We start from the raw sequence: 16,145 nt of genomic DNA, 5'->3' as shown, positions 1-16,145 counted from the left end.
GAACACGCCGCGCGGGCTGGTGTCGGCGGCCATGCGGGCCTTCACCAGCAATGCCACTCCCGCCAAACCGGTGACCACGGTCCCTGGGCCGACGGCCGAGTACGGCCTGCCGGGGCATCTGGTCGGCTTCGTGGAAGCGTTGCGCCGCCGGGGAATACCGGTCGGGCCGTCCGAGACCGTGGACGCCGGACAGGTTCTCACCGTCCTGGACCTGATGGACCGCGAGGCCGTGCGCGAGGGTCTGGCGTGCGCGCTGCTGCGCCGCACCACCCAGCGCGCCACCTTCGACGGCATGTTCGACCTGTGGTTCCCGGCCGCGCTCGGGGAACGGATCGGGGCCGAGGAGATCGAGCTGCCGGTCAAGCCCGACGGCTCGGTCGACATCCTCGAACTGCGGAAGATGCTGGCGGAGTTGCTGGTTCAGGACCCCTCCGGCGAGCAGGCGCAGCAATTGCAGGCGCTGGCCGCGCAGATGGTCGACCAGATGGGCCAGTACCAGGCCGCGGGCGGGCCGTCCTTCTCCGCCTATCAGACCCTCAAGGACCTCCAGCCCGAACTGCTGGTGAGCAAGATCCTCGCCGGCCTGGCCCAGGGCATGGACAACTCCGACTTCGACACCGAGGTCGCCCGCCGCGCGGCCCGTCAGCGCATCAAGGACTTCCGTGGCACCGTGGAGGCCGAGACCCGTCGCCGCGTCGCCGAACGCATCGGCCGCGAACGCGTCGCCACCTACGGGGTGGCCCGCCAGGCCGAGGACGCCGACTTCCTGCGCATCTCCCAGAACGAACTCGACGAACTGCGTCGCGGCAGCCAGCGCCTGGCCCGAGTCCTGGCCTCCCGCCTGGCGGCTCGCCGCCGCCGCTCCCGGCGCGGCGAGATCGACCTGCGCAAGACCATGCGCAAATCCATGTCCACCGGCGGTGTCCCGGTCAATCTGGTCACCCGCAAGCCGCGCCCCGGCCGCCCGGATCTGGTGCTGCTGTGCGACATCTCGGGCTCGGTGGCCGGATTCTCCAGCTTCACCATGCTGCTGGTGAACGCGCTGCGCGAACAGTTCTCGAGAGTCCGCATCTTCGCCTTCGTGGACCGCGTGGACGAGGTGACCGGCCTGTTCGACGCCGCCACCCCGCTCGATCAGCTGACCCGCCGCATCTTCACCGAGGCCGAGGTCGTCGGCATCGAGGGCCACTCCGACTACGGCTCGGCCCTCGAGGGTTTCGCCGAGCGCTTCCCCGACGCCGTCACCAGCCGCACCTCCCTGCTCATCCTCGGTGACGCCCGCACCAACTACCGCGACCCCGCCCTGGATACCCTGCGCCGGCTCGTCGAGACCGCCAAACACGCCCACTGGCTCAACCCCGAGGCCGAGAAGATGTGGGGCACCGGCGATTCCGCCGCCAACCGCTACGCCGACATCATCGACATGCACGAATGCCGCTCCGCCCGCCAGCTCACCGCCCTGGTCGGCCGCCTCCTCCCCGTCTAGGAGCTCAGCCGGGCAGGAAGGACAAGCGCACCTGGCGGATCGGATTGTCGACGTTGAGGTCGACCATCGCGATGGATTGCCAGGTGCCCAGGGCCAGTTCGCCGCGGAGCACCGGGATGGTCGCGTAGGGGGCGATGAGGGCGGGCATCACGTGGGAGCGGCCGTGGCCGGGGGAGCCGTGCGCGTGGCGCCAGCGGTCGTCGGCGGGGAGCAGGTCGCGGAGGGCGGCGAGTAGATCGCCGTCGCTGCCCGCCCCGAGCTCGATCAGCGCGATGCCCGCGGTCGCGTGGGGCACGAAGACGTGCAGCAGACCGTCGCCGCCCGCGGTCACGTCGCGGAGGAAGGCCGTGCACTGCGATGTGAGGTCGTGGACGACTTCGCTGCGGCCGGTTTTCACTTCGATGAGGGTGCTCTGCATGACCATCATCGTCCTCCGGCGGCCGGGGTGAATCCGGGTGCCGCGTCCGGGAGATTCGGGGCGGCCGGTCCGGATCGGGGCCGCCGCTGTGCGGGCGGCGGCTCAGCCCCCGGTAAACTCGCGGTTCGTGCAGACGAACGGCCGCCGCAAGCTGGGCGTGATGGGTGGCACCTTCGACCCCATCCACCACGGGCACCTGGTCGCGGCCAGTGAGGTCGCCAACCGGTTCGACCTGGACGAAGTGATCTTCGTCCCCACCGGACAGCCCTGGCAGAAGGGGGACCGGCCGGTCAGCCCGGCCGAGGACCGCTATCTGATGACGGTCATCGCCACCGCCTCCAACCCGAGCTTCTCGGTCAGCCGCGTGGACGTGGACCGCGGCAAGGAGACCTACACCGTCGACACCCTGCGCGACCTGGCCGAACAGCACCCCGACGCGGATCTGTACTTCATCACCGGAGCGGACGCGCTGGCCAGCATCCTCACATGGCAGGATTGGTCCGAACTGTTCGAGCTGGCGAAATTCGTCGGCGTGACCCGTCCGGGGTACGAATTGAATATCGACCATCTCGCCGAACACCTCCGCGACTTCCCGGAGGGCACGGTCACGATGATCGAGATCCCGGCCCTGGCCATCTCGTCGAGCGAATGCCGGCGACGGGCGGGGGAGGGCCGGCCGGTGTGGTACCTCGTCCCGGACGGGGTCGTCCAATACATATCGAAACGGCACCTGTACGTGTCGCAAGAGCGTGCATTGTGAAAGTGCGCAGGGAAGAGGTAGCAGGGTGACAGCATCGGCAGAAGCGGTCAAGATGGCGACGGTGGCCGCACTGGCCGCCGACGAGAAGCTGGCCGTCGACGTGGTCGTGCTGGATGTCTCCGAGCAGCTGGTCATCACCGACTGCTTCGTCATCGCGTCCGCGCCCAACGAGCGCCAGGTCAACGCGATCGTCGACAATATCGAGGACAAGCTGCGCGACGCCGGACACAAGCCGGTGCGCCGCGAGGGCACTCGTGAGGGCCGCTGGGCGCTGCTCGACTACGTCGAGATCGTGGTGCACGTGCAGCACGAGGACGAGCGCGACTTCTACGGCCTGGAACGACTGTGGAAGGACTGCCCGCAGGTGGCGGTCGAGGGGATCGGCGACCCGCGGACCGCGGCAGCGGACCGGGACGCCACGACAGATGAAGACAAGGCTGGGGACGACGAGTGAGCAAGATGGCCGGCGTCCGCCGGTTGATTCTGCTGCGGCACGGACAGACCGAATGGAATGCCACCGACCGCATGCAGGGCCAGACCGATACCGAACTCAGTGACATCGGCCGGCGCCAGGCCAAGGACTGTGCCCCCGATATGGCGACCAGCGACCTGATCGCCATCGTCTCCTCCGATCTCAAGCGCGCCCACGACACCGCGCTGGCCGTCGCCGAATGCGCCGCCATGCCGGTCGTCACCGACCCGCGCCTGCGCGAGACCAACCTCGGCGACTGGGAGGGCATGGACCACCGCCAGGTCGACACCCAATTCCCGGGCGCGCGCAAGGCGTGGCGGCTCGACGCCCGCTTCACCCCGCCCGGCGGCGAATCGAAGCTCGAGGTGGGCGCCCGTTCGCTGCCCGTGGTGCAGGAACTGTTCGCCACCCGCGAGGACTGGCCCGGCCGCAGCATCATGCTGGTCGCGCACGGCGGGCTCATCGCGGCCCTCACCGCGGCTCTGCTGGACCTGCCCGAGTCCAGCTGGCCCGCCCTGGGCGGCCTCGCCAACACCAGCTGGGTGCAGTTGACCAGCCACGGCCCCGGCATCGACCGGCCCGGCTGGCGACTGGACGTGTGGAACGCGGTCGCCAAGGCGGCTCCCGATGGCCTCTGACAACGGTGCCGACCGGCCGAACAGCGAAGCGGCAGCCGACGATTCGGTGATCGAGACCGCGCCGCAGCGCAAGGTGCTGGTCGTGGTCGCGGACTCGCTGTCCTACTTCGGCCCCAAAGGCGGTCTGCCCGCGGACCATCCGCGCATCTGGCCCAATCTCGTCGCCGCCGAACTCGACTGGGACGTCGAGCTGGTCGCGCGCATCGGGTGGACCTGCCGGGACGCCTATTGGGCGCTGATCGGTGATCCGCGCGTGTGGGCCGTCGTGCCGAACGCCGGAGCGGTCGTATTCGCCACCGGCGGTATGGATTCGCTGCCCTCGCCGCTGCCCACCGCGCTGCGCGAACTCATCCGCTATACGCGTCCGGCGGCCCTGCGCCGCCGGGTGCGCGAGGCCTACAACTGGCTGCAGCCGCGGCTGTCCCCGCTGGGCTGGCCGGTGGCGCTGCCGCCCAAGGTCAGCGTGGACTACCTGGAGCAGTCGCGGAACTCGCTGGCGCAGTTGCGGCCCGAGCTGCCGTTCGTGGCGGTGCTGCCGTCGGTGCACAAGTGCGAGGCCTACGCCGAGGTGCACACCGGCCGCGAACCCATGGTGCGGGCCGTGACCGCCTGGGCCGCCGAACACCACGTGCCACTGGTGGACCTCGGAGAAGCCGTGCGCGACAACGTGTTCAACGGCCCGGCCAACCCCGACGGCATCCACTGGGGCTGGGAAGGCCACACCGCGGTCGCGCGGGCCATGGTCAAGGTGCTGACCGAGGTGACGACCGACGAGGTACACACTGCATGACCGTGGTGGTGGTGACCGACTCCTCGGCCAGTCTCCCGGCTGAACTCGCCGCCGACCTGGGGGTGCTGGCGGTGCCTTTGCATGTGCTGGTCGACGACCGCGAGATGCGCGAGGGCGTCGACGAGTGCGATATCGACTACGGGTCCTCGCAGGTCACCACCTCCGCCGCCGCGCCGGGTGAGCTGCGCGCGGTCTACGAGCGCGCGCTGGAACTCAGCGACGGCGACGGCGTGGTGGCCGTGCACATCTCGCGGCAGCTGTCGGGCACCTGGGAGGCCGGGCGGCAGGCGGTGCGCGATATGGACGCCGCCCACCGCATCCGGCTGGTGGATTCGCTCAGCGCCGGGCTCGGCACCGGGCTGCCCGTGCTCGCGGCCGCCCGCCGCGCCCGCTCGGGCGAACCTCTCGACGTGGTCTACGACTCGGCGGTCGCCGCCGCCAGCCGTGGACGGGCGTTCATCGTGGTCAACCGGACCGAGCAGTTGCGCCGCGGCGGCCGATTGAGCTCCGCCGCCGCCTTCTTCGGCTCCGAACTGGTGACCAAACCGATCCTGCAGATCGTCGACGGCCGCCTGGAACTGCGCGAGAAGGCCCGGACCCGGTCGAAGGCGTTCACCAAACTCGTCGCCGCCGCAGTCGACGCGGCCGGTGAGGACGGCGCGGCGGTCGCCGTCCAGCACCTCGGGGCGGAGGAGGCCGCCTCCACCATCGCGACTCAACTCCAATCCCTCATCCCCGGCATCCGCGAGGTGATCATCACCGAGTTCGGACCGACCCTCGGCGTCCACCTGGGTGTGGGAGCCGTCGGCGCGCTGGTCGTCCCGGGCGGCTGCGGCTGACAGGGTCCCCGCTCACCGCGGGGACTGCCGGTCGGCCAGTGTCACCAGCCGGGGTGGGATGACCCGGCCGGTGCTGGAAATCTGCTTGTCCACAACGAGTTTCTGTATCCACAGCCCGGCGAAAACCCCAGTTCGCGGTCCCAGCTCGCCCGGCCCCGGCTCCTACCGTGAGCCCCATGCCGCAACTCGACGAACGCACTCCACTCCAGCGCCTCACCGACCGCCCGGACGGCGAACCCCATCCGAGCCCCACGGAATTCACCCCCGGACGCCCCCATCCCTCCCGCTGGGACGAGGACTCGCTCGACGACCTTCGAGACCCCGACGCCGCCCCTCCCGCCTGGCTCTCCGAGCCGTGCGGGCCCGTCTCCCTCTGGCACGAACGCCTGGTCCCCGAACGCTTCCGCGGTACCCGCTGGGACCCCGGCCCGCGCGGCGTCCTCGTCCTCGCCGCCCTGGCGCTGTTCGCGGTCCTCTTCGCCGCCTACATCAGCCTGCGTGAAACCCCTGTCTCCCAGCCGGTCCCACCCATCGCCTCCCTCAGTGGACCAGCTCCCGCCGACCAGGACTCGCCGCCCACCGACCCGGCAGCGCCCGGCGCCGACGCCTCGGCATCCCCACGGCCTGGAGCCGCCGCGCCCGGAGCTGCCGGGCCGGCGCGTCCCCTGCCCGGTGCCGGCGCGCCGGTACCCGCCGAGGCGCGGCCGTCCACCGGCCCGCAGGCGGATCGAAACCCGGTCGTTCCCACCGCGAATCCGGGTGGCATCGCGGGACCGGCCGAACTGGTGGTCAGCGTCATCGGCCTGGTCGAGCACGGCGGTCTCCGCCGCTTCCCCACGGGAGCCCGCGTCGCCGATGCTCTGCGTGCCGCCACCCCGCGCCCCGAGGCCGACCTGTCCACCCTCAACCTCGCCCAGCCCCTCATCGACGGCGACCAGATCGTCATCGCCCGCGCCGCGCCCCGCCCGACCGCCGCCCGAGCCGTCAGCACCATCGTGAATTCCGCGGGCCCCCAGTCCGGTTCGCCTTCCGCCCCCGGCCCGCCCCGCTCCACCGCCCCCGCCGCCAAGGTCAACCTCAACACCGCCACCGAACCCGAACTCGACACCCTCCCAGGCGTCGGCCCGGTCACCGCCAAAGCCATCCTCACCTGGCGCGCCCGCCACGGCCGCTTCACCTCCGTCGACCAACTCGCCGAAATAGACGGCATCGGCCACTCCCGCCTCAACCGCCTCCGCGACCGGGTGACGGTATGACAACCGCCGAACCCGCTGCGGCGCCCCGGTGGAAGCGAACGGTCCGCCCGCGACCGAGCGGATGTGCGCCGGATTCGACTCCGATGCGCACGGAATTCTCGCCCTCCGGCGGGTTGCGCGATGTGCCCCGGTGGATGAGCGCGATCACCGCGCCCGGGCTGCCGGCAATCCTGGCCTCGAGCGGTATCCGCCAGCGGGAATCGGAGTGGCGGCGATGACGGGGGAGCCTCGCGCCGGATCGGTGGATCGGGAGCCGGACGCGGTGCCGGAGGTGCTGGATGCCCGGCTGGTGCCCGCGGCGGTTTGCGGTTGGGGCGCAACGGTTGTCGCCGTGGTGGCGGGGTGGCAGGCGGGCATCGGGATCGCCGCCGGATGCGTGATGGCCGGGCTGGGGGTGTGCGCCCTGGCTGTTCGACGCGCTCGGGCGGGCCGGGTCGGTGGGGCGGCCTGGGTCGTGTTGGGGGCCTTGCTGATCGGGGCGGGATTCGGGCTGGCGGGGGCGTGGCACGCGCATCGGGTGCAGGACCATCCGCTGGGCGGGGTGCGGGCCGGGCAGCGGGTCTTGGCGGTGGTGGAGCTGGGGGAGGATCCGAAGCGGTTGTCGGGCAAGACGTTCGGTGGTCCGAAAGTGATGGTTCGCGGCGAATTGGTCGAGTATCGGGTGGGCGGACGGATCGTGCGAGCCGGTGGTGCCGTCACCGTGCTGGCTCCGGCGGGCGGGTGGCGGACGCTGATGCCGGGGCAGCGGGTGGAGTTCGGTGCGCGCGTGGGGCGTCCGTGGCGGGCCGATCTGACGGTGGCCGTGCTGCGGGCCGACGGGGCTCCGGTCGCGGCGAGTACGGCGCCGTGGTGGCAGCGGGCCGCCGGACAGGTGCGCGATGCCTTCAGCGGTTCCGCTCATCGAGCACTCTCGGATGACGCGGCGGGGCTGCTGCCGGGTCTGGTGATCGGTGACACCTCGAGTCTGACCGAGCACGTGCAGGAGAACTTCCGCGAGGTGGATCTGGCCCACCTGTTAGCCGTCAGTGGCGCCAATGTGACGATTCTGCTTGCGGCGGTGCTGGTTTCGATGCGCGCGCTCACGGTGGATCCGCGGGTGGGGGCGGTGGCGGCGGGCGCCGCGCTGGTCATGTTCGTGATCCTGGCCCGGCCGTCGCCGAGTGTGCTGCGGGCCGCGGTCATGGGAGCCATCGCGCTGCTCGCGGTGTGCACCGGGCGCAGGAAGCAGGCACTACCCGCGCTGTGCGCCGCGGTGATCGGGCTGCTGGCATGGTCGCCGGGGTTGGCGGTGGATGCCGGGTTCGCATTGTCGGTGCTGGCCACCGCGGGGCTGATCGTGATCGCGCCGGGCTGGTCGGAATGGCTTCGGGCGCACGGCTGGTGGCGGATTCCGGCGGATTCGTTCGCGGTGGCCGCCGCCGCCTTCGTGGTGACCACCCCGCTGGTGATCGCCATGACCGGCCACCTCAGCCTGGTGGCCATCGCGGTGAACATGCTGGTGGAGCCGGTGATCGCGCCCATCACCATCCTGGGGGCGCTGGGTGCGGTGTTCGCGGTGGTCTGGGCGCTGCCCGCTGCCGTGGTCATCCACTGCACCGCTCCGCCGCTGTGGTGGCTGCTGACCGTGTCCGACCGCGCCGCGGCGCTGGGCGCGTCGGTCACCGTGCCCACCGGATTGCGGTCGGGTCTGGTCGCGGCGGTGGTGTGCGGGCTGGTGCTCGCGGGGTTGTCGGGGCGGACTCGTAGGATCGTTGCGTGAACCAGCGACCCGCGCCCCTGCATCTCGTGCTCGGTGAAGAGGAACTGCTGATCGAACGGGCGGTGGCGGCGATCACCGCACAGGCTCGGGCCACCACCGCGGATCCTTCGGCGCTGCCGGTGGATCGGCGGCGGGCGGGCGACGCCAGTACCCCGGAATTGGCGGAGCTGCTGAGCCCCTCGCTGTTCGCCGAGGACCGGGTGATCGTGCTGGAGTCGGCGGCCGAGGCCGGCAAGGACGCGGTCGCGGTCATCCAGGACGCCGCGTCGTCACCGCCGGAGGGCGTGGTGCTGGTCGTGCTGCACAGCGGCGGCGGGCGGGCCAAGGCGCTCGCACCGGCCCTGCAGAAGATGGGCGCGGTCGTGCACAACTGCGCGAAGCTGACCAAGGCGGGGGAGCGGGTCGAGTTCGTGCGCAACGAGTTCCGGGCCGCCAATGTGAAGGTGTCCGCGGACGTCGTGCAGGCCCTGCTCGAGGCGGTCGGCTCGGATCTGCGGGAACTGGCCGCCGCCAGTTCACAGTTGGCGGCCGACACCGGCGGCAAGGTGGACATCGCGGCGGTGCGGCAGTACTACTCCGGCAAGGCCGAGGTGACCGGATTCGAGGTCGCGGACCTGGCCGTGTCGGGGGACCGCCCCGCGGCCATGGAGGCGCTGCGCTGGGCCATCGACCGGGGCGTGCCCGCGGTGCTGCTCGCCGACGCCCTCGCGGATTCGGTGCACACCATCGCGCGCGTCGGCTCGGCCGGGCGCGGGGACCCGTTCAAGATGGCGGGCGACCTGGGCATGCCGCCGTGGAAGGTGAAGAAGGCCCAGGGGCAGGCGCGCGGCTGGACCGGCGCGACCATCGGCGCGGCCCTGCAGGTGGTGGCCGGGCTCAACGCCGACGTGAAGGGTCAGGCCGCCGACGCGGATTACGCGCTGGAGCACGCGCTCTCGCGGATTCTGGATCTGCGCGAGAGCGCCTCCTAGGGGACCGGGCCTCCGGCTGGGGGACTAGGCCTCCGGCTTCCAGATGATCTTGCCGCCCTGGAAGTCCTGGGCCTTGCCGCCCTCGTAGTCGTACTCGTCGCCGCTCGGGAAGCCGTAGCGGCCGTTCTCGGCGCCATTGCGCACCCAGGTGTCGCGGATCGCGCCCCACACGATGTGGGTGCCCGTCTTCTGGGTGGAGTAGATCGCGCCGCCCTCGAACAGTTGGATGTGGGTCGAGGAGCTGTTGGTCTTGTTCTCGTCGGCGATGGGGAAGCCGAGCGGGCTGTTCTCCCAGCCGACGGAGGCGAACTTGTCGCGGATCACGCCGCTGAGCACGTGGGTGCCCGAACCGATCGACCAGTAGATGGACCCGCCCTGGAAGTGCTGGAAGCGACCGGGCTTACCGGTCTGGCCCTCGTCGGTGACGGGGTACTTCAGCGAGCCCGACTCCGCGCCGGTGCCGCGCCACTTGTCGCGGATGGCGCCGCCGATGGCGTGCGCGTCGGTGGCCGGGGTCCAGTAGATGGAGGCGTTGTTGACGAATTCCTGCTTCTTGCCGCCGCCGGCCGCGTCGGTCTCCGGGGTGGTCGGGTCGCCGAAGAACTCCGGCCCGCCCGCCCGGTCGTATTCGGCCTCGATGGCCCCGCCCACCTCGAACGGGCCGATGGGCCGCGCGGTCGCGACACCCATTCCGGTGGTCAGCGCGACCGCGGCCACGCCGGCGGCCAGCGAGCCGCGGGTCCAGAAGGAACGGTTGTCACGCAGCGATGCCAAGAGAACTCTCCAGTACAGGTGTCGATGTCACCCCGACGGTGTCGCAGCCATCCTGCTGCGTGCCGCCGAAGTCAGCAAGTCTCTCCGACAGAGTCGACAACACAACGGTTCCCGTTACAGGCGTCACAACTGATCTCGCGCCGATGGGGGTAACTCGCCGGGTACGCCCAAAATTGTTTCGGCTATCAACCGCCGGTCCGCATGCATGGCGGTCAACGGCAATGAGCCGTGCGCGGGAAGTCCCGGGGAGGTGGTACAGCAAAAACCGCCGTGGTCGTCGTGGCCACGGCGGCTGTTCTGAGCATTGATCCGGTAAGTGCTACCGGAGTCGGATCAGCCGAGCTTGTTGAAGGCCAGCGAGATCGCCGACTTCTTGTTGGCGGCCTGGTTGGCGTGGATGACGCCCTTCGAGGCGGCCTTGTCCAGGCTCTTGCTCGCCGACTGCATCAGCTCGAGCGCCTTGTCCTTCTCGCCCGCGGCAGCGGCCTCGCGGAACTTGCGGATCGAGGTGCGCAGCGCGGACTTCACCGACTGGTTACGCTGGCGCGCAAGCTCGTTGGTGCGGATCCGCTTCATCTGGGACTTGATGTTGGCCACGCCGGTTCCCTCGTGTTCCTTCGTTTGGTGTGTATGCGGGATGCAAAGTCTTCGTGCGCACTACGAGATGGGTAGTCGCAGCACCGACCGTCGAGGCTACCAGGCAAGGTGTCGAGGCACGAAATCGGCCCGGTCCGCCACATGGCCGAAACCAGAAATTTATCCCCGTCCAACTGCGCGTTGCCCCTGCGTGATGGACCATTTTTGCATGGCCGCGCGCACTCCCGCCACACTCACTCCCGCTGGGGTATTCGCTGGCTATCAGCCCGGACGCTATCACCGCGCCTACGACGAGATGTTCGATTCCGCGGGCCGCCCGCGCGCCCCCTACCGGGGCATATTCAATGCCCTGGCCGCCATCGACGCCGAGGACCTGGCCGCCCGCGCCGAGGCGCTGGACCGGGCCTTCGTCGATCAGGGCATCACCTTCTCGCTCTCGGGCCAGGAGCGGCCCTTTCCGCTCGACCTGGTGCCCCGGGTGATCGCCGCCACCGAGTGGACCAAACTCGAGCGCGGCATCAAGCAGCGGGTGCGCGCCCTGGAAGCCTTCCTCGCCGACGTCTACGGCGAGCAGACCATCCTCCGCGACGGCGTCATCCCCAAGCGCCTGGTCACCTCCTGCGCCCACTTCCATCGCGAGGCCGCGGGCCTGGTGCCGCCCAACGGCGTCCGCATCCACGTGGCCGGAATCGACCTGGTGCGCGACGAGCACGGCGATTTCCGCGTGCTGGAAGACAATCTGCGCTCCCCGTCGGGCGTCTCCTATGTGATGGAGAACCGCCGCACCATGGCCCGGGTGTTCCCGGACCTGTTCGCCTCGCACCGGGTGCGCGCGGTCGGCGACTACCCGGCCCACCTGCTGCGGGCGCTGCGGGCCGCGGCCGCCCCCAACGAGGCCGACCCGACCGTGGTGGTGCTGACCCCGGGCGTCTACAACTCCGCCTACTTCGAGCATTCGCTGCTGGCCCGGCAGATGGGCGTGGAACTGGTCGAGGGCCGGGACCTGTTCTGCCGCGACAATGTCGTCTATATGCGGACGACCGCGGGGGAGCGGCAGGTGGACGTCATCTACCGCCGCATCGACGACACCTCCCTCGATCCCATGCAGTTCCGGCCCGATTCCATGCTCGGCGTGGCGGGCATCCTGAACGCGGCCCGCGCGGGCACCGTGGTGCTGGCCAACGCGGTCGGCAACGGCGTCGGCGACGACAAGCTGGTCTACACCTACGTGCCCGCCTTCATCGAGTACTACCTGGGCGAGAAACCGATCCTGCCGAACGTGGACTCCTACCGCTGCTGGGAACCGGCCGAACGCGACGAGGTGCTCGACCGGGTGGCGGAACTGGTGATCAAGCCGGTGGAGGGCTCCGGCGGGTACGGCATCGTGATCGGCCCGGCGGCCGGCCCGCGTGAGCTGGAGGCGACCCGGCGCAAGGTGCGGGCGAATCCGCGCGGCTGGATCGCCCAGCCGGTGGTGCAGCTGTCCACCGTGCCCAGCAAGATCGACGGCCGCCTCGCGCCCCGGCACGTGGACCTGCGCCCGTTCGCGGTCAACGACGGCGACGACATCTGGGTGCTGCCGGGCGGGCTGACCCGGGTGGCGCTGCCCGCGAACTCGCTGGTGGTGAATTCCAGTCAAGGGGGCGGTAGCAAGGACACCTGGGTGCTGTCCCCGAGAACTTCTGTGGCGCAACGGGAATTGGCGGGCTCGCAGCTGGTCGGCGAATTACACCTGGCCCCCGAAAGAGACCAATCCAGAGAGCCCTCGGTGCTGCGGGCCAAGCAACAACAGCAGTGAACAACAACAGAATTCGTTGAGGCTGAGCTCATAGTTCGCGACCCGTCTCGTTCTGGACCGAGTGGAGCGGGGGAGCGAAGCGGAGGAGCGGAGGGAGGGAAGAACGAGACCTCCAGGGTCGCGAACCCGCCGGAGCGAAGCGGAGGCAGATAGGCAGAGAATCATGTTGGCGCGCAATGCCGAATCCCTTTTCTGGATCGGGCGATATGTCGAGCGTGCCGAATACACGGCGCGCATTCTGGATGTCGCGGTCCACCAGTTGCTGGAAGAGGCGACCGTCGATCCGGATCGGACTTCCCGAGTTCTGCTGCGGGTATTGGGCATCGAGCAGCCCGAGGCGGAACAGGAATTGGATGTCTGGTCGGTGACGGAGTTGGTGGCTTTCGGCCGCGACGGCGGCTCGATCGTCGATTCCATCAGCCGCGCGCGCGAGAATGCCCGCGGCGCACGGGAAGTCACCTCCACCGAAATGTGGGAATGCCTCAATGCCACCTTCAACGGCCTGGCCGCGGCCGAACGGGCGGCGCGGGCGCTGGGGCCGCACGAGTTCTGCCGCTACATCACCGACCGCGCCGCCATGTTCGTCGGACTCTCCGATTCCACCCTGAGCCGCGACGACGGCTACCGCTTCCTGCTGCTGGGCCGATCCATCGAACGCGTGGACATGACGGTGCGCCTGCTGCATTCGCGCGCCGGGGACCGCACCTCGTCCCCGGCGTGGGTGACGGTGCTGCGTTCGGCCGGAGCCCACGACCCGTACCTGCGCACCCACCGCGGTGTGCTCGACGCCAATCAGATCGCGGAGTTCATCCTGCTGGACCGCCTGTTCCCGCGGTCGGTGTTCCATTCGCTGCGGGTGGCCGAGGCCTGCCTGCAGGAACTGGATCAACGGCCCAACAGCCGGTTCGCGGCCCGCCACGAGGCGCACCGCCTGCTCGGGCGGGCACGCAGCGAGCTGGAGTTCCTGCCCTCGACGGTGCTGCTGGAGGACCTGCCCAGCCGGCTGCTGTGGTTACAGCAGACCTGCCGCGAGGTGGGGGAGGCCGTGGCGCTGCAGTACTTCCACGCCGAGTCCTGGGTGGCGTGGACCGGCCTGCACGGACGTGGGGCCGAGCGGATGGAGGAGCCGGCGTGAACGGTCAGGCCCGGAGGCGCCGCTCCACCTCCCTGCGCTTGCGAAGCGTAACCACGCAGGGCCTCGTTCGCGCCGAGGAGGAAGCAGTATGAGCTGGCGCATGCGGGTGGTGCACACCACCGGATACGTCTACGACGCGCCGGTCACCCGGTCGTTCAACGAGGCCCGGCTCACGCCGCGCGCCGACAGCCGGCAGACCGTGATCCTCAATCGCGTCGACACCGTGCCCTCCACCCGGTCCTACCGGTACACCGACTACTGGGGGACCGCCGTCACCGCCTTCGACCTGCACGCCCCGCACACCGAACTGGAGGTGACCAGCGCGTCGGTGGTCGAGACCGAGCCGTTCGCGGGCCCGCCCGAGGAGCTGTCCTGGGAGGAGCTGCGCGACGACGTCATCGGCGACCGCTTCGACGAACTGCTGGAACCCACCGAGTTCGTGCCCCGGGCGCGGCGACTGGCCTCGGTGTCGCGGCAGCTGGCCCGCGGCGTGCCGCCCGCCAAAGCGGTAGTCCGCGCGGCCGAATGGGTGCACCGGGAGATGAACTACCTGGCCGGGACCACCTCGGTGCACACCTCCGCGGTGCAGGCGTACGCCGAACGGCAAGGCGTGTGCCAGGATTACGCGCACCTCACGCTGCTGCTGTTGCGCGGCATGGGGATTCCCAGCCGGTACGTGTCCGGCTATCTGCACCCCGACCCGGCGGCCGAGGTGGGCCACACCGTGGCGGGCCAGATGCACGCCTGGGTGGAGGCCTGGACCGGGCAGTGGTGGGGCTACGACCCGACCAACAACATCGCGGTCACCGAGCAACACGTCTCGGTCGGTGTCGGTCGTGATTACGCGGATGTGCCCCCGTTGAAAGGTATCTTCAGCGGAAGCGGCTCGACCGATCTCGACGTGGTGGTGGAAATAACCCGCCTGGCCTGAGGGTTCCGGCTCGCGCCGCTCGCTCTACACCGGTGCGTTGTCCATGCAAGCGGAAGGTAGCCGATGTCTCCCACAGCTCAGGAAGTCGCCGAGGATCTCACCGACCTACAACCACCCACCCTGGGGCGCAAGCTGTTCGCCGAGGCGCTCGGCACGTTCGTGCTGGTGCTGGGCGGCGTCGGCACCGCGGTGCTGGCCGGGAGCCGGGTCGGAGCGCTCGGCGTGGCACTGGCCTTCGGCCTGACCCTGTTGTTCCTGGTGTACGCGATCGGCCCGATCTCTGGCTGCCACGTGAACCCGGCGGTCACCGTCGGCCAGCTGCTGCTGGGCCGGGTGAACATCGTGGTCGCGGCGGGCTACTGGGTAGCGCAGATCGTGGGCGGTCTGATCGGTGGCGCGGTCATCTACGCCATCGCCAAGAACCTGCCCTCGTACGATCGCGCGAAAGACGGTCTGGGAGCGAACGGCTGGGGTGCGCACAGCCCGTCCAAGCTGACGCTCGGCGAGATCACCGTCAACGGCTACGGCCTGGCGGCCGCCATCACCGTCGAGGTGATCCTGACCGCGCTGCTGGTGTTCGTGGTGCTGGCCTCCACCGACCAGCTGTCGGACGTGCCGCTGGCGGGGCTGTCGATCGGCTTCACCCTGGCCGTCATCCACCTGATCTCGATCCCGGTGGACAACACCTCGGTGAACCCGGCCCGCAGCCTGGCGGTCGCCTTCTACCAGGACGGCGCGCCCGCGCAGCTGTGGGTCTTCATCGTGTTCCCGCTGATCGGCGGCGTGCTGGGCGCGCTGGTGTACAGCCTGATGTTCGGCCGCTCGCGCAACATGATCAGTTGAGCGTCGCGAATACTCGATCGGCCCCCGTTCCGTTTCGGAGCGGGGGCCGATCTCTTGTTCGGGAAAGCCCTAGTGCCAGTGGTATTCGGCGCACAGCCGGTGCGCGACCTTGTCGAAAGTCTTGCGCGGCACGATCGCGCCCTCGCGGCGAATACCCATCTCGGGGACATCGAGCACGCGGTCCAGCCGCACCCAGCTGTCACGGCCCTCGTGATCCCACGGCCCGTTGCCGATGCCGACCCAGTTGTCGTGGCGCGCGTGATCAGCATTGGAGGACAGCATCAGCCCGAGCAGCGTGCCGCCGTCGCGGCCCACCACCAGCACCGGCCGGTCCTTGCCATTGTCCGGGTCCTCCTCGTAGGGCACCCAGGTCCACACGATCTCGCCCGGATCGGCGCGCCCGTCCAGCTGCGGGCTGTAGACGATCATCCGCGCGCGTTCCCGCGACGGCACCCCCGCCGAGGAGGTCGGCCGCACGTTCACCCCCGGACCCTTGCGCGGCGTCCCCACCGCCTTCAGCGCGCGGTCCCACACCGTCGACTGCCGCACCCGTCCGATCAACTTCGGCGCCTGCTGCGTGACGAGCTGGGTCCCCTGCTCCTTAGCCACGATCCCCAACTGCTTCCCCAGAGCGTTCCACCTGCCGGCCATGACCGCAGCCTAACGGCGGAGACCCCG

The 16,145-nt window shown here is 70.1% G+C and carries 17 protein-coding genes; 13 read left to right on the top strand and 4 right to left on the bottom strand.

Features of this window, described 5'->3' with window-relative positions; genetic code table 11:
* Positions 1–31 precede the first annotated feature (31 nt).
* Positions 32–1,486: a VWA domain-containing protein gene (locus tag ABZ412_RS12250; protein ID WP_357279993.1), complete on the top strand. Its 1,455-nt coding sequence runs from the start codon at positions 32–34 to the stop codon at positions 1,484–1,486.
* Positions 1,487–1,490: 4 nt separating this feature from the next.
* Here ABZ412_RS12250 and ABZ412_RS12245 read toward each other — a convergent pair whose 3' ends face one another.
* The gene (locus ABZ412_RS12245) at positions 1,491–1,904 is read right to left on the bottom strand and encodes a secondary thiamine-phosphate synthase enzyme YjbQ (protein WP_357279587.1); all 414 of its coding nucleotides are present in this window, start codon (positions 1,902–1,904) and stop codon (positions 1,491–1,493) included.
* 127 nt (positions 1,905–2,031) lie between these two features.
* Between ABZ412_RS12245 and nadD the strand changes: the two genes are divergently transcribed.
* The 8 genes from nadD to holA all read left to right on the top strand — a co-directional run bounded on the left by nadD (position 2,032) and on the right by holA (position 9,389).
* The gene (gene nadD, locus ABZ412_RS12240) at positions 2,032–2,664 is read left to right on the top strand and encodes a nicotinate-nucleotide adenylyltransferase (RefSeq protein WP_357279584.1); all 633 of its coding nucleotides are present in this window, start codon (positions 2,032–2,034) and stop codon (positions 2,662–2,664) included.
* Positions 2,665–2,689: 25 nt separating this feature from the next.
* The gene (rsfS, locus tag ABZ412_RS12235) at positions 2,690–3,118 is read left to right on the top strand and encodes a ribosome silencing factor (protein ID WP_357279582.1); all 429 of its coding nucleotides are present in this window, start codon (positions 2,690–2,692) and stop codon (positions 3,116–3,118) included.
* 5 nt (positions 3,119–3,123) lie between these two features.
* Positions 3,124–3,774 carry a histidine phosphatase family protein gene (locus tag ABZ412_RS12230; RefSeq protein WP_357279990.1) on the top strand — a complete coding sequence of 217 codons (651 nt, stop codon included), beginning with the start codon at positions 3,124–3,126 and terminating at the stop codon, positions 3,772–3,774.
* Positions 3,764–4,564, top strand: coding sequence for a diglucosylglycerate octanoyltransferase (gene octT / locus ABZ412_RS12225; RefSeq protein WP_357279579.1), 801 nt, complete (start codon positions 3,764–3,766; stop codon positions 4,562–4,564). Before ABZ412_RS12230 ends, octT begins: the two co-directional genes overlap by 11 nt.
* Complete coding sequence (locus ABZ412_RS12220) at positions 4,561–5,403, top strand: DegV family protein (protein ID WP_357279577.1); 843 nt, start codon at positions 4,561–4,563, stop codon at positions 5,401–5,403. Before octT ends, ABZ412_RS12220 begins: the two co-directional genes overlap by 4 nt.
* A 176-nt stretch (positions 5,404–5,579) precedes the next feature.
* A complete protein-coding gene (locus ABZ412_RS12215) occupies positions 5,580–6,659 on the top strand; it encodes a helix-hairpin-helix domain-containing protein (RefSeq protein WP_357279574.1) in 1,080 nt (359 codons plus the stop codon).
* A gap of 214 nt (positions 6,660–6,873) precedes the next feature.
* Complete coding sequence (locus ABZ412_RS12210) at positions 6,874–8,418, top strand: ComEC/Rec2 family competence protein (protein WP_357279572.1); 1,545 nt, start codon at positions 6,874–6,876, stop codon at positions 8,416–8,418.
* Entirely contained in the window at positions 8,415–9,389 is a 975-nt protein-coding gene (gene holA, locus ABZ412_RS12205) for a DNA polymerase III subunit delta (RefSeq protein ID WP_357279569.1), read from the top strand. The genes ABZ412_RS12210 and holA overlap by 4 nt, the downstream gene beginning before the upstream one ends.
* Positions 9,390–9,413: 24 nt before the next feature.
* Here the strand turns inward: holA and ABZ412_RS12200 are convergent, their stop codons facing one another.
* Together ABZ412_RS12200 and rpsT are read right to left on the bottom strand one after the other, a co-directional pair.
* Positions 9,414–10,163, bottom strand: coding sequence for a hypothetical protein (locus tag ABZ412_RS12200; RefSeq protein WP_357279566.1), 750 nt, complete (start codon positions 10,161–10,163; stop codon positions 9,414–9,416).
* A 333-nt stretch (positions 10,164–10,496) separates the two neighbouring features.
* On the bottom strand, positions 10,497–10,760 hold the full coding sequence (gene rpsT, locus ABZ412_RS12195) for a 30S ribosomal protein S20 (protein ID WP_357090009.1): 264 nt from the start codon (positions 10,758–10,760) through the stop codon (positions 10,497–10,499).
* A gap of 208 nt (positions 10,761–10,968) precedes the next feature.
* Here rpsT and ABZ412_RS12190 point away from each other — a divergent pair, with 208 nt between their 5' ends.
* From ABZ412_RS12190 to ABZ412_RS12175, 4 genes are all read left to right on the top strand, one after another.
* A complete protein-coding gene (locus ABZ412_RS12190; RefSeq protein ID WP_357279563.1) occupies positions 10,969–12,558 on the top strand; it encodes a circularly permuted type 2 ATP-grasp protein in 1,590 nt (529 codons plus the stop codon).
* 163 nt (positions 12,559–12,721) lie between these two features.
* Positions 12,722–13,693, top strand: coding sequence for an alpha-E domain-containing protein (locus tag ABZ412_RS12185; RefSeq protein ID WP_357279561.1), 972 nt, complete (start codon positions 12,722–12,724; stop codon positions 13,691–13,693).
* Positions 13,694–13,781: 88 nt separating this feature from the next.
* Positions 13,782–14,624 carry a transglutaminase family protein gene (locus ABZ412_RS12180; RefSeq protein WP_357279558.1) on the top strand — a complete coding sequence of 281 codons (843 nt, stop codon included), beginning with the start codon at positions 13,782–13,784 and terminating at the stop codon, positions 14,622–14,624.
* A 63-nt stretch (positions 14,625–14,687) separates the two neighbouring features.
* A complete protein-coding gene (locus ABZ412_RS12175) occupies positions 14,688–15,467 on the top strand; it encodes an aquaporin (RefSeq protein WP_357279557.1) in 780 nt (259 codons plus the stop codon).
* A gap of 69 nt (positions 15,468–15,536) precedes the next feature.
* Here ABZ412_RS12175 and ABZ412_RS12170 read toward each other — a convergent pair whose 3' ends face one another.
* Positions 15,537–16,118: a type II toxin-antitoxin system PemK/MazF family toxin gene (locus ABZ412_RS12170; protein ID WP_357279554.1), complete on the bottom strand. Its 582-nt coding sequence runs from the start codon at positions 16,116–16,118 to the stop codon at positions 15,537–15,539.
* Positions 16,119–16,145: the final 27 nt, after the last annotated feature.

It is taken from the genome of Nocardia sp. NPDC005746, assembly GCF_040630785.1.
Taxonomy (GTDB): Bacteria; Actinomycetota; Actinomycetes; order Mycobacteriales; family Mycobacteriaceae; genus Nocardia.
This window is presented reverse-complemented; position numbering and strand designations above follow the sequence as displayed.

Bases quoted from the DNA above. Each gene is read 5' to 3' on its own strand.
- ABZ412_RS12215 (WP_357279574.1), top strand. From the start codon at position 5,580: ATGCCGCAACTCGACGAACGCACTCCACTCCAGCGCCTCACCGACCGC.
- ABZ412_RS12190 (WP_357279563.1), top strand. From the start codon at position 10,969: ATGGCCGCGCGCACTCCCGCCACACTCACTCCCGCTGGGGTATTCGCT.
- ABZ412_RS12220 (WP_357279577.1), top strand. From the start codon at position 4,561: ATGACCGTGGTGGTGGTGACCGACTCCTCGGCCAGTCTCCCGGCTGAA.
- ABZ412_RS12245 (WP_357279587.1), bottom strand. From the start codon at position 1,904: ATGCAGAGCACCCTCATCGAAGTGAAAACCGGCCGCAGCGAAGTCGTC.
- ABZ412_RS12250 (WP_357279993.1), top strand. From the start codon at position 32: ATGCGGGCCTTCACCAGCAATGCCACTCCCGCCAAACCGGTGACCACG.
- ABZ412_RS12175 (WP_357279557.1), top strand. From the start codon at position 14,688: ATGTCTCCCACAGCTCAGGAAGTCGCCGAGGATCTCACCGACCTACAA.
- ABZ412_RS12180 (WP_357279558.1), top strand. From the start codon at position 13,782: ATGAGCTGGCGCATGCGGGTGGTGCACACCACCGGATACGTCTACGAC.
- ABZ412_RS12210 (WP_357279572.1), top strand. From the start codon at position 6,874: ATGACGGGGGAGCCTCGCGCCGGATCGGTGGATCGGGAGCCGGACGCG.
- ABZ412_RS12185 (WP_357279561.1), top strand. From the start codon at position 12,722: ATGTTGGCGCGCAATGCCGAATCCCTTTTCTGGATCGGGCGATATGTC.
- octT (WP_357279579.1), top strand. From the start codon at position 3,764: ATGGCCTCTGACAACGGTGCCGACCGGCCGAACAGCGAAGCGGCAGCC.
- ABZ412_RS12230 (WP_357279990.1), top strand. From the start codon at position 3,124: ATGGCCGGCGTCCGCCGGTTGATTCTGCTGCGGCACGGACAGACCGAA.
- ABZ412_RS12170 (WP_357279554.1), bottom strand. From the start codon at position 16,118: ATGGCCGGCAGGTGGAACGCTCTGGGGAAGCAGTTGGGGATCGTGGCT.